A 12,216-nucleotide genomic window follows, 5' to 3' on the forward strand; every position below is an offset into this window, starting at 1 on the left:
GGCGAGCGCCCCTAAGGGACACTCGCCGTTTCGTTTGAAGCAGACTTGAATGTGCAGCGTTGCGCTTACACCGCCATCTCCGGCGGCGCCTGGCGGAAGCACCGCGTGATCCAGCCGAGGTACACGAGGCCGAGCACGAACCAGATCACGCCGAGCACGATGGCGGTCTTTTCGAGGCTGCACAGCAGCCAGATGTCGGTCACGGCGCCGATCAGCGGGAACACCAGACCGCCGAGCAACCCGAAGCCACGCGTGCCCGCAGCGCCGCTGAAGTACTGGCGGATCACGCACAGGTTCACCGAAGTGAACGCGAGGAACGCGCCGAAGTTGATGAACGAGGTGGAGGTGGCCACGTCGAGTTTCAGCGCGATCAGACCGACGACACCGGCAATCGCAATGTTGATCGCCGGCGTGCGAAAGCGCGGGTGGATGTAGCCGAAGATCGACTTCGGCAGCACTTCATCGCGGCCCATCGCATAGAGCAGACGCCCCACGCTGGCCTGCGCCGAGATGCCCGAGGCGAACTGCGCGAGGATCAGACCCGCGAGGAAAATCGTCACGAAGACATCGCCGCCCACCTTGCGCGCGATTTCGAACGCGGCCGAATCGGGGTCCTTGAACACGGCGCCCGGATGCGCGAGCTGCAGCGTGTACGCGGCGATCACGAAGATCGCGCCGCCCACCAGCGCGATCAGCACGATGGCGCGCGGAATGGTCTTTTCAGGCTCGATGGTTTCCTCGGTGAGCGTGGAAACGGCGTCGAAGCCGAGGTACGAATACGCGGCGATCGCAGCGCCCGCCATCGTGGCCGAGAGCGGCACGTGCGGCTGGAAGAACGGCTGCGCCGTGATCAGGCCGCCCGGGCCCGCGGCCGCGGAGGCGTAGTGCAAGCACAGGACTACGAACATGGCCGCGATGCCGAGCTGCACGATCATCAGCACGATGTTGAAACGCGCGGCGAGTTCGATGCCGATCACGTTCAGCGCGCTCGTGAGCACGATGAACGCGACGATCCAGATCCACGTGGGCACGCTCGGGAACGCCGCGCCAAGATACGCCGCGCCGATCAGCCAGATCACCATCGGCAGGAAGAAGTAATCGAGCAGCGTGGCCCAGCCGATCATGAAGCCCAGGTGCGAATTGAAGCTCTTGCGCGTGTAGGTGTAGGCCGAACCCGCGACCGGGAAAAGGCGTGCGAGCTTGCCGTAGCTGAGCGCCGTGAACACGATTGCGACGAGCGCGATGAGATACGCGAGGGCGGCGGTGTCCTGGCTCGCGCCGGCGAGCACGCCGTAGGTGCCGTAGACGATCAGCGGCGCCATATAGGCGAGGCCGAACAGGAGCACGGACGGCAGGCCGAGCGTGCGCTTCAGGTGAGGTTCTTGAGTGCCGCGTTCATGCGACGGCGAGGCAGGCTTCATGATGCAGTTGTCTCCTGGGTGCTGCGGTTCTGGCAGGCATGGGCGAGCCTGGCGAGCCGCGCATGGCGGCTTGCCGGATCGCCGGTTGCCGGGCTTGTTACCGGGTTTTGCTGCTTGACGCTTCTAAGGCCATTAGCGCGTGCGCGGCCGGATATTGAGCGAGCGACGGCCTTGCGCGTCGTTCTCGTCCGCGAGATTGAGCGCAATGCGTGCGTCGTGCAGATAGCTGTAGTGTTCGCGGCTTTGCGCGAGCAGCGCGCGATCCACCTCCGCGTGCAGCACCGCGTCTTCGTTCTTCAACTCGCAGAGCACGTCGCCGAACGGGCTCACGAACGCCGTTTCGCCGGGGTACGTGAGGTTGTCGTCGCCGTCACCGATGCGGTTCACGAGCGCGGCGAACATCTGGTTCTCCATTGCGCGCGCAACGATCGCGCGGCGATGGACGGGGCCGAACGGATCCATATTGCCGTTCGTGACGACGAGCATTTCCGCGCCGAGCGAGGCCACGGCGCGCGCCGTTTCGGGAAACTCGATGTCGTAGCAGATCAGCAGACCTACGGTCGTGCCCTTGAATTCGCACACCTCGAAGCGCTCGCCGGGCGTGAACACGCCCACGTCCGTGGCCCACAGATGCGTCTTGCGGTAACGCAGCGCGATGTCGCCGTGTTCGTCGATCAGGACGGTCGTGTTGTAGAAGCGGTCGCCGTCGCGCTCGGCGAGGCCGACCGCCACGCCGATATTTGCAGCGCGCGCGGCGTCACGCACTTTGCTCAAAGACGGACCTTCGAGCGATTCGGCCACGTCGCGCACGTTTTCGCGGGTGGGAAAGCCCGTGAGCGTGGCTTCGGGGAAGACGATGAGATCGCTGCCTTCGCGGCGCTTGCCAAGCGCGTCGAGTACGCGGTCGAGGTTGGGAGCGACTGCGCCGTCCACGACCGGGATCTGCGCGAGTTCGAGTTGCATGCCTGTCTCCTTCCTTATGTATTACGTAAAGCACCGCGTGGGCGTCTGGAGCGGCTATTATCTCCACGATATTTTTGTCGAGAAATTACCCTGCAGGGGTACCCTGATCGGAGGACCCATGGAGCCCCTCATGGAACTGGACTGGCAGGACCGCGCGTTCCATCACCATATCGCGACGCTGATCGACGCCCTCGACGGCTCCGACTTCTGGACCCGCATGACGCGTGTGATCGAGCGCTTCGTTGCGTTCGACAACTGGGTTGCGCTCGTCTTCCGGCGCGATCGCGCGCCGCTCGTATGCGCCGAGTCGCCCATGCCCGACGGCACCGTGGATCTCTTGTTCCGCGCGTATCTGGAGGGGATGTACCTGCTCGATCCGTTCTATCTGAACGCGAGCGAAAAGCCGCGCGCAGGACTCGTCACGCTCGCCGAGGTCGCGCCCGACAATTTCAGCATGACGGACTACTACCAACGCTACTTCAAGAGCAACATCATCGGCGACGAAGTGCAGTTCAACGTGCCGCTCGACGAAGCGCGCACGCTGATTTTCTCGCTAGGCGCAAAGCACCATTACACGGAGCGCGATATTGCGTTGTTCGCGATGTTCGCGCCGTGGGTGGTCGCGCTCATGAAGCAGCGGCTCGCGTATGAGACGTTTGCCGAGGGTGTCGCCGAGGCGGTCGTGTCGGACGCGGCTGAAGCCGACAGCGCGGCGCAGCAGGGGCAGTTGAGCGAGGCGGGCTTCGCGAGCCGCATCGAGGCGGTCACGCAGCAAAGCGGACGCGTGCCGCTCACCGCGCGTGAGATCGAAGTGGTGCGCTTGAGCCTGAGCGGCTTTTCCACGCGCGCGATTGCGGAGCGGCTCGAAATCTCGTTCGAGACCGTTCGCGCGCACAAGAAGCACATTTACGCGAAGCTCGGCGTGAGTTCGCAGTCGGAGTTGTTTGCGCTCTTCTACGAGCCGCTCGGGCGCGTGGGCGCATGAGCGCTGCGCGTCAGAACTCGACGAGCGCGAAGTCTTCCTTGCCCACGTCGCAGAGCGGGCAGCGCCAGTCGTCGGGCACGTCGGCCCAGCGGGTGCCGGGAGCGAGGCCGTCGTCGGGGGCGCCTGCCGCTTCGTCGTACACCCAGCCGCAGATCACGCAGACCCACTGCTTGAGGCCGTCGTCGGCGCTGGCCGCAGCCGTCGAGGCGCTTGCGGGTGCCTCGGGCGCGGCGCCTTCGGGCGGGCTGTCGAGCGCGACGACGATCGGCGCTGCGGTGCCATCGCGTTCAGCGAGCTTGCTTTGCAGCGTGGCGAGCAGTGCGGTAGCTTCGTCGGCGGTGAGGTCGATCCAGTACGGGTCGCCTGCGCCGTCATTCAGGCGAACGGGCGAGAACTGGATTTCGAGGGCGACGCCTTTCTTGTACATAAGCGAAAACGGTTGGCTTGATGCCCCGGACGCGCTGCGCTCACAGGAAGTAGCGGAACAGCAGCGAGGCCGCGATGCCGACAGCGCCGATCAGCGCGAGCATTTGCAGGAGCGAGATGGACTTGCTGGACTTGGCGTTCGAAGCGGCGGGACGGGTGGTGGTGTTCATAGGGTGATCTTGCGGCGGCGTGGGTTGCAGTCTCGATTGCGCCCCGAAAAACTGCCATCATCGGCATGACGGCGGCAGAGCGCGGCGGGGGAGTTTCGCACGATTTCGCGTCGACGGGGGCATTTGCGCGGCGACTGTGCGCACGCGCCGCAGATTTCGCCCCCGGCAACCTGCGCCGCGCAGCGGGACTGATTATCGCCGCTAATGTGGGCCGGATTCCTGAGCGCGCGGAGATGGTTTATTTCGCAGGCGTTGAGAGAAGCGGCTCACAACTGCAGCCAGCGCCGTTCGACATACGAAAACAGCCAGCTGACCGGCACCGCGCAGGCCATGCCGATGGCGACCTGCGCCACGCGAAAGAGCGCGACGTCCCACACCGGCCCGTTCATGGGCACGAGCAGCACGATGGTGGTGGTGATCGCACCCAGTCGCGCGGCGGTGCTCACGCTCAGGCACCAGCAGCCGATGATCACCACGCTCACGGCGACGAGGTAGGCGGCGAGATTTTCCGGGCCGAACGCGGCCGTCGCGAGCCCCACCGCGCCGCCCGCAATCGCGCCGATGAACTGGTCGCGCGACTGCGCGAGCGTATCGGCGTAATCGTGCTGGGTCACCGCAATCGCCGTGATCGCGGCCCAGAACGCCTGTTCGGTGTGGAGCGCGCGGCCGATGCTGTACGCGAGGCCTGCTGCGCAGACGGCGCGCAGCGCCATCAGTGTGCCTTGCGCGGCGCGGCTCCTGAGCGGCAGGCGCTTGAGCGCGCCCAGCGCCGATTGCTGGAGCGAAGTGAGATAGGCGTAGAGGTTGTCTTGTGGGTCGTGCATTGCGCGTGATCGGTCGTAAGGAAAACGTGGGGCCAGGCGGGCGCGCTGCCAAGCATATCAAGCCCTGTTTGCCGTGTGCGGATCGTCGGGCAGGCAATGCATGCGCAACGGCTTCGCCGCGCGGCGCAGGTCGCGCTCCACGGCGCGCCGCGCGCCTTGAGCGTCGCGGCGCTTGAGCCGCCGCATGAGGCCTTCGTGTGCATCGTTGAGCGTGCGCGTGAAGTCGGCGTCGTCGAACAGCAGGTTCGAGATCGGGCCCACCTGGAGCCACACCGTTTCGATCAGATCCACGAGCAGCGCCGATCCGCTCGCGCGATAGAGCACGAGGTGGAAGGCTTCGTTGGCGTCGAGATAGCGCGCGCGCTTGTTCTGCGTAAGCGCCTCGGCCATCTGCGCGCACAGCGCGTCGAGCTGCGCGATTTCGCTGGCGGTGAGGCGCGTGGCGGCGAGAAACGCCGCTTCGCCTTCGAGCATCACGCGCACGTTGAGCACGTCGACGAACTGCGCGCGCGTGAGCTGCGGCACGACCACGCCGCGGTTGGGCAGGTTCACGAGTGCGGACTCGCCTGCGAGGCGCACGAGCGCCGCGCGCACCGGCATCTCGCCCACGCCCAGTTGTTCCGCGAGCGCGTGGATGCGCAGACGCTCGCCCGGCACGAAGCGCCCGAGGCTCAGCCAGCGGCGCAGCGTGGCGTAGGTCTCGTCCTGCAGCGATTGATGCGCGCGGGTCTTCATCGTTCGCCCGCTTCGCTCAGTTCATTCACGCAGGCATCGAAGGCGGCGAGCAGGCGGTCGACGTCGGCCCCGGTCGTTTCCGGGCATACGAGCATCATGTTGTGGAACGGCGTGATGAGCACGCCGCGATTGAGCAGATACAGATGCAGCACGTGTTCGAGTTCGTCGTCCATGGCGGCGCGAGCCTCGCTGCCGTTGCGCGGCGGCGTGGCGCAGAACTGAAACTCCGTGCGGGCGCCCACGCGCGTCACGCACCACGGCAACGCATGGCGCGCGATCGTCGCCGCAAGGCCGTTGGCCAGGCGCTCGGCCAGCGCGAACATGTGCGCGTAGGCGGCATCGGTCATCGCTTCGCCGAGCGTCGCGCGCATGGCGCTCATGGACAGTGCATTCGCCGTGAGTGTCGTGCCGATGCCTGAATGGCCCGGCGGCGCATCGAGCTTCGCCTGTTGCGCGCGTGTGGCGAATTCGGCCGAAAAGCCATAGACCGCGCACGGTACGCCGCCGCCCACCGGCTTGCCGAGCACGAAGAGATCGGGCTCGATGCCGTGCTCGCGCGCGTAGCCGCGCGGCCCGCTGCTGATCGTATGCGTTTCGTCGATCAACAGCAGTGTGCCGTGCCGCTTCATGAGCGCTTGCGCCTCGCGCCAGAAGCCGGGTTCGGGCAGCACCATGCCCACGTTCGTCATGGCGGGCTCGGCGAGCACGCAGGCCACGTCGTTGCCGGCGAGTGCGCGCGCGAGCGCTTCGAGATCGTTGAACTCGACCACGCGCGTCGTGGGCAGCAGGTCGTGCACCTGGCCCAGCAGGCTCGCGCGCTGTGTGGGCTGGCCGTCGACGAGATCGACGAACACGTCGTCCACGGTGCCGTGATAGCAGCCGTTGAACACGAGTATCGTGCGCCGCCCGGTGGTCGCGCGCGCCCAGCGTACGGCGAAGCGGTTGGCGTCGCTCGCGGTCATGGCGAATTGCCAGAAGGGCAGGCCGAAGCGCTGCGCGAGCGCCTCGCCCACCGCCACGGCGTCTTCGCCCGGCAGCATGGTCGTGAAGCCGCGCTGCGTCTGGGCCGCGAGCGCACGTGCCACGGGCTGTGGCGCATGGCCGAACATCGCACCCGTGTCGCCGAGGCAGAAGTCGGCGTAGCGGTGGCCGTCCACGTCGGTGAAGCTTGCGCCGCGCGCGGCATCCACGTACAGCGAGAAGGGCGTGGACCAGTCGTTCATCCAGTGCAGCGGCACGCCGAACAGCAGATGCTGCGCAGCCTGCGCGGACAAGGCCTGCGACTTCGGACGCGCGGCGACGAAGGCTGCGCGCTCGCGGGCGAGGACGCGCTGCGCGCGTTCCCAGTTCACGCCTTGACGAAGTTGCATGCGTGTCTCCTTGAGATTTGATCAAATCCTCGCACGGCCGAATGCGAAAGTAAATTTGATCAAATTCCCGGACACAAAAAAAGGCGCGATGCCAACCGGCATCGCGCCTTTCTACAGCCAAAAAACCGTGCGTTACTTCCTGTCGATCGAGATCGCTCCCGGACCCGTTACTGCGAGTGCGAGCAGCCCGCCGGCGATGCTGATGTTCTTGTAGAAGTTGATCATGTTGGCCATTTGATCGGCGCCCGTCATGGTCCAGAAGTGATGGCCGATGAAGGCGGTCGCAACGGTATAGATCGCGAGCAGCACGGCGAGCGGCCGCGTGTAGAAGCCCACGAGCAGCAGGATGCCGACCGCGAACTCCATGATCACGGCGATGACGGCCGACAGCATCGGCACGGGCGCGCCCACGTGCGCCATGTAGTCGACCGTGCCCGAAAAGCCGGTGATCTTGGACCAGCCGAACAGGATGAACAGGGAAGTCAGCAGAATGCGCGAGACCAGCAGCACGACGTCGTTGCCCGGCCCGAACAGGTTGTATCGCATGTTTTTCTCCGAAGAAGTATTAAGTGGTTCACTACGTATCAGTTCGCGCTTTGCCGGGCGGCGGGCCACTCTCAGTGAGCGGACCGCCGCGCGCCGCTCTGCGCAAGCATAACCTCAGGCGCAACGCCGAAGTCAGGACCACAGCTCCGACACTTCGATATTACGCAGATCGAACACCAGGACCTCTGCATCGTGTCCGTCGCTGAAGCTCAACTCGCGCTCGGAGCGGATGCGCGCGCCGTCGCCTTCGCCCAGTTCCACGCCGTTCAGCTTCACGCTGCCGCGCGCCACGTGAACGTAGGCGTAGCGGTCGGCGCCCACTTCGACCTTCGCCGTTTCCGCGCCGTCGAGGCGGCCGGCATACACGCGTGTGTCCTGGCGCAGCAGCAGCGAGTCTTCGGCGCCGTCCGGCGAGAGGATCAGGCGAAACTTGCCGCGCTTCTCCTCATCGGCGATGTTCTTCTGCTGGTAGCGCGGCTGCGCGCCCTTCACGTTCGGTGCAATCCAGATCTGCAGGAAGTGCACCCCTTCGTCGGCAGAGTGGTTGAACTCGCTGTGCGCCACGCCGGTGCCGGCGCTCATCAGCTGCACGTCGCCGGGGACGATCACCGAGCCCGTGCCCATCGAGTCCTTGTGCTCCAGCGCGCCTTCCAGCACGTACGAGAAGATTTCCATGTCGCGGTGCGGATGCTTGCCGAAGCCGCGCGCCGGGGCCACGCGGTCGTCGTTGATCACGAGCAGGTCCGAGAAGCCCACTTGCTTCGGATCGTAGTAGTTGGCAAACGAAAACGTGTGACGCGAGCTGAGCCAGCCATGTTCACCGCGGCCGCGTTGGTCTGCCTTGCGAAGTTCGATCATTTTCGTCTCTCCTGTAGGGCAGAGTTGGCGCTTTAGCGCCTTGCTCTGGCCCCATTTTGGTTAATGGGATTCGATTGATTGGTTGCGATGGAAAGAAGTTTAGGTCAATCAAATCGAACTGAATCGCCGTAGAATACGATTCACTGTCACATTGAAGTGGACAATCGGAATGCAACTCGACGACATGCGGATCTTCGTGAATACCGTGGATGCAGGCAATTTCACGGCGGCGGCCCATCGGCTGCGGCTTTCCAAGCAGTTCGTGAGTCGGCGCGTGGCGGCGCTGGAGGCCGATCTGGGCGCGCGCCTGCTCGTGCGCAACACGCGCAAGCTGGCGGTCACGGACCTCGGCCAGGACTTCTACGAGCGCGCCAAGCGCATCCTTTCGGACGTCTCGGAGGCCGAGCAGGCCATGTCGGACCGGCGCAGCGAGCCCCGCGGCCTCCTGAAAGTGAGCGCGCCGATGTCGTTCGGCATGGCGCACCTTTCGCCGCTCGTCGCTGAATTTCTGCGCGAGCATCCGGACGTGCGCTTCGACATGGATCTGAGCGACCGCACCGTCGATGTGATCGGCGAGGGTTTCGACATGGCGCTGCGGATCGGCCGGCTGGCCGATTCCACGCTGGTGGCGCAAAAACTCATCGACGTACGCATGATCGCCTGCTGCAGCCCGGGCTACCGGCGCCGGCGGCGCGCGCCGCAAACGCCCGCCGAGCTCGCGCAGCACGCCTGCCTGCCGTACGGGCAGCAGGGCCGCGCGCCGTGGGAATTCATCGTCGACGGCGTGCGCACGTCTTTCGACGTGCACGGGCCGCTGCGCGCGAACAATGGCGAAGTGATCCGCGACGCGGCCATTGCCGGGCTCGGCATCTGCTATCTCCCGGACTTCATCGTGGCGGGATCGGTTGATGCCGGCTTGCTGGTGGAGGTGCTGGAGCCGTTCATGCCGCCACCCAACGCGCTCCATGCGCTGTACCCGCAGCATCGTGAAGCTTCCGTGACGATCCGCGCATTCACGCAATACCTGCGCGAGCGGCTCGCGGCGCGTGCGGCAACCGCGCGTGGCGGGGTGCTTTGACGCAGAAAGCCTGCGGCCCTTGCAGAGCGGCCGTTGCGTCTGCATCTAACATCCGGAGCTTCATGAACGCAGCATGACAGCGCGGCCGTGTGAGGCGCATTGTCGCAGTTTCGTTGTATGCTCACCGCCCCGAGGGTTGCTCGGGCCGCGCGATGCGGGCGCGGAACCCCCCATGCTGGCGGGCTTTGACGGACGCTATGGGGTCCGATAGGCAGGGTTAATACCCGCGATCAAAGCAACCAATTTTTCAAACGGACGTGGTTCCCGTAATCTTCGTCCATACCTTTTCCCAACCCAGAGCGAGGAAACAACGCATGTCTCTCATCAACACGCAAGTCAAGCCGTTCAAGGCAACCGCATACCACAACGGTAAGTTCGTTCCGGTCTCTGAGGAAAACCTCAAGGGCAAGTGGTCGGTTGTCGTGTTCTACCCGGCCGACTTCACTTTCGTGTGCCCGACGGAACTCGGCGACCTGGCTGACCAGTACGCAGAATTCCAGAAGCTGGGCGTTGAAGTCTACGGTGTGTCGACCGACACGCACTTCACGCACAAGGCATGGCACGACACGTCGGACACGATCGCCAAGATCAAGTACCCGCTGGTCGGCGACCCGACGGGCGCAATCACGCGCAACTTCGACGTCATGATCGAAGAAGAAGGTCTGGCACTGCGCGGCACGTTTGTGATCAACCCGGAAGGCGAGATCAAGCTGTGCGAAATCCACGACAACGGCATCGGCCGTGACGCCAAGGAACTGCTGCGCAAGGTGCAAGCTGCTCAGTACGTCGCAGCACACCCGGGTGAAGTCTGCCCCGCCAAGTGGACGCCGGGCGCTGAAACGCTCAAGCCGTCGCTCGACCTCGTCGGCAAGATCTAAGCGTCGCTGTTCAAATGCGATCGCCTTGATCGCATGACGCCGAAGTCTGACTAGCTGTATCCCCGGGCCGCGCCCACGCGGCCGCGGCCCGGGTGCCCTGTTCGCCTCTCGACGCCATAAGCGGAACGGCGAAATTGCCAGGCAATACTTAGAATTCCCCCGCTTCTTCTCTAGCCGGAAAAAAAGCCATGCTCGACGCCAACCTCAAAGATCAACTCAAAAGCTACCTCGAAAAAGTCACGCAGTCGATCGAGATCGTTGCGTACCTGGACGATGGCGAGAAGTCGCAAGAACTGCAGCAACTGCTGCAGGACATCGCATCGCTCTCGAATCGCATCTCCTACGAAGAACGCCGTGGCGCCGCAGCCGGCGACGCGCGTACCCCTTCGTTCGACATCAAGCGCGCGAACTCCGACGTGAAGGTCACGTTCGCGGGCATTCCGATGGGCCACGAATTCACGTCGCTCGTGCTGGCGCTCCTCCAGGTGGGCGGCCACCCGGTCAAGCTCGAGAACGAAACCATCGAACAGGTGAAGACGCTCGACGGCGTGTTCTCGTTCGAAGTCTATATGTCGCTGTCGTGCCAGAACTGCCCGGAAGTCGTGCAGTCGATCAACGCGATGGCTACGCTCAACCCGAACGTGCAGATCGTCACCATCGACGGCGCGCTGTATCAGGACGAAGTCGAGAAACGCCAGATCATGGCCGTGCCGACCATCTACCTGAACGGCGAAGTGTTCGGCCAGGGCCGCATGGGCGTGGAAGAGATTCTCGCGAAGCTCGACACCGGCGCCTCGTCGCGCGCCGCCGAGAAGCTGAACCAGAAGGATGTTTTCGACATGCTCATCGTCGGCGGCGGCCCCGCTGGCGCCGCGGCTGCGATCTACGCGGCGCGCAAGGGCATCAAGACCGGCGTGCTCGCCGAGCGCTTCGGCGGCCAGGTGCTCGACACGATGGCCATCGAGAACTTCGTCTCGGTCACGGAAACGGAAGGGCCGAAGTTCGCCACGGCGCTGGAGCAGCACGTTCGCGCCTACGACGTCGACATCATGAACCTGCAGCGCGCCGAAGCGCTGGTGCCCTCGGGCAACGGCTTCGAAGTGCGCACGCAAAGCGGCGCGACGCTGCGCGCGAAGAGTGTGGTGCTCGCCACCGGTGCGCGCTGGCGCAATGTCGACGTGCCCGGCGAGCAGCAGTACAAGAACAAGGGCGTGGCCTACTGCCCGCACTGCGACGGCCCGCTCTTCAAGGGCAAGCGCGTGGCGGTGATCGGTGGCGGTAACTCGGGCGTGGAAGCGGCAATCGACCTGGCCGGTATCGTGAGCCATGTCACGTTGCTCGAATTCGGCGCGCAACTGCGTGCGGATGAAGTGCTGCAACGCAAGCTGCGCAGCCTGCCGAACGTCACGGTGCATGTGAACGCGCAAACCACGGAGATTTCCGGCGACGGCCAGAAGGTCACGGGTCTCGCTTTTCTCGAACGCACGTCGGGCGAGAAGCGTCATCTCGAACTCGAAGGCGTGTTCGTGCAGATCGGCCTCGTGCCGAACACCGAGTTCCTCAAGGGCACGGTGGCGCTGTCGAAGCACGGCGAGATCGAAGTGGACGCGAAGGGCCAGACGTCGGTGCCGGGCGTGTTCGCCGCGGGCGACGTGACGACCGTGCCGTTCAAGCAGATCGTGATCGCCGTGGGCGAAGGCGCGAAGGCATCGCTGGGCGCATTCGACTACCTGATCCGCTCTTCGGTGGAACAGGAAGAGGACGCGAAGGCGGCGCCCGTGGTCGCCTAAGCAAAGGTCTGTAGCAGTCTCTCTTTACGCCGGCTCACGCCGGCGTTTTTTTAGTGTGCCGGGCATGCACAACAGCTTGGGGGTGGAAGTCCCCTGCCCAACCTGATGGTGGTGAAGGGCTAGCGAAACGCAAGGGCGTCGTTGTGAGGCGGGGTCTGAAGGAAGCGTGTAG

Annotated in this window: 13 protein-coding genes; 4 read left to right on the forward strand and 9 right to left on the reverse strand. The window is 64.8% G+C overall.

Features of this window, described 5'->3' with window-relative positions:
* Positions 1 to 65: 65 nt before the first annotated feature.
* Together AB4Y44_RS06685 and AB4Y44_RS06690 are read right to left on the reverse strand one after the other, a co-directional pair.
* The gene (locus AB4Y44_RS06685) at positions 66 to 1,421 is read right to left on the reverse strand and encodes an APC family permease (RefSeq protein ID WP_368699028.1); all 1,356 of its coding nucleotides are present in this window, start codon (positions 1,419 to 1,421) and stop codon (positions 66 to 68) included.
* Between the two features lie 132 nt (positions 1,422 to 1,553).
* Positions 1,554 to 2,384 (reverse strand): carbon-nitrogen hydrolase family protein, encoded by an 831-nt coding sequence (locus AB4Y44_RS06690; RefSeq protein WP_368699029.1) that lies wholly within the window; start codon positions 2,382 to 2,384, stop codon positions 1,554 to 1,556.
* Between the two features lie 130 nt (positions 2,385 to 2,514).
* On the opposite strand from AB4Y44_RS06690, the gene AB4Y44_RS06695 reads away from it, so the two are divergent.
* Complete coding sequence (locus tag AB4Y44_RS06695; protein WP_342919074.1) at positions 2,515 to 3,369, forward strand: helix-turn-helix transcriptional regulator; 855 nt, start codon at positions 2,515 to 2,517, stop codon at positions 3,367 to 3,369.
* 10 nt (positions 3,370 to 3,379) lie between these two features.
* Here AB4Y44_RS06695 and AB4Y44_RS06700 read toward each other — a convergent pair whose 3' ends face one another.
* The 7 genes from AB4Y44_RS06700 to AB4Y44_RS06730 form a co-directional block, all read right to left on the reverse strand.
* Positions 3,380 to 3,796: a rubredoxin gene (locus AB4Y44_RS06700; protein ID WP_368699030.1), complete on the reverse strand. Its 417-nt coding sequence runs from the start codon at positions 3,794 to 3,796 to the stop codon at positions 3,380 to 3,382.
* 40 nt (positions 3,797 to 3,836) lie between these two features.
* Positions 3,837 to 3,965, reverse strand: coding sequence for a hypothetical protein (locus AB4Y44_RS06705; protein WP_281282727.1), 129 nt, complete (start codon positions 3,963 to 3,965; stop codon positions 3,837 to 3,839).
* Between the two features lie 266 nt (positions 3,966 to 4,231).
* Entirely contained in the window at positions 4,232 to 4,789 is a 558-nt protein-coding gene (locus AB4Y44_RS06710) for an FUSC family protein (RefSeq protein WP_342919072.1), read from the reverse strand.
* A gap of 57 nt (positions 4,790 to 4,846) precedes the next feature.
* Positions 4,847 to 5,524, reverse strand: coding sequence for a GntR family transcriptional regulator (locus AB4Y44_RS06715; protein WP_342919071.1), 678 nt, complete (start codon positions 5,522 to 5,524; stop codon positions 4,847 to 4,849).
* Entirely contained in the window at positions 5,521 to 6,894 is a 1,374-nt protein-coding gene (locus AB4Y44_RS06720) for an aspartate aminotransferase family protein (RefSeq protein ID WP_368699031.1), read from the reverse strand. The genes AB4Y44_RS06715 and AB4Y44_RS06720 overlap by 4 nt, the downstream gene beginning before the upstream one ends.
* Before the next feature lie 132 nt (positions 6,895 to 7,026).
* Positions 7,027 to 7,440 carry a DoxX family protein gene (locus AB4Y44_RS06725; RefSeq protein ID WP_042268447.1) on the reverse strand — a complete coding sequence of 138 codons (414 nt, stop codon included), beginning with the start codon at positions 7,438 to 7,440 and terminating at the stop codon, positions 7,027 to 7,029.
* A gap of 132 nt (positions 7,441 to 7,572) precedes the next feature.
* Complete coding sequence (locus AB4Y44_RS06730) at positions 7,573 to 8,298, reverse strand: pirin family protein (protein ID WP_342919069.1); 726 nt, start codon at positions 8,296 to 8,298, stop codon at positions 7,573 to 7,575.
* A gap of 169 nt (positions 8,299 to 8,467) precedes the next feature.
* Between AB4Y44_RS06730 and AB4Y44_RS06735 the strand changes: the two genes are divergently transcribed.
* The 3 genes from AB4Y44_RS06735 (at position 8,468) to ahpF (ending at position 12,044) form a co-directional block, all read left to right on the forward strand.
* On the forward strand, positions 8,468 to 9,376 hold the full coding sequence (locus tag AB4Y44_RS06735) for a LysR family transcriptional regulator (RefSeq protein ID WP_368699032.1): 909 nt from the start codon (positions 8,468 to 8,470) through the stop codon (positions 9,374 to 9,376).
* A 314-nt stretch (positions 9,377 to 9,690) separates the two neighbouring features.
* Complete coding sequence (gene ahpC / locus AB4Y44_RS06740) at positions 9,691 to 10,254, forward strand: alkyl hydroperoxide reductase subunit C (protein WP_321926040.1); 564 nt, start codon at positions 9,691 to 9,693, stop codon at positions 10,252 to 10,254.
* Positions 10,255 to 10,442: 188 nt separating this feature from the next.
* The gene (ahpF, locus tag AB4Y44_RS06745) at positions 10,443 to 12,044 is read left to right on the forward strand and encodes an alkyl hydroperoxide reductase subunit F (protein WP_368699033.1); all 1,602 of its coding nucleotides are present in this window, start codon (positions 10,443 to 10,445) and stop codon (positions 12,042 to 12,044) included.
* The last annotated feature ends 172 nt before the right edge of the window (positions 12,045 to 12,216 follow it).

The organism is Paraburkholderia sp. BR10937 (genome assembly GCF_040965695.1).
GTDB lineage: Bacteria > Pseudomonadota > Gammaproteobacteria > Burkholderiales > Burkholderiaceae > Paraburkholderia.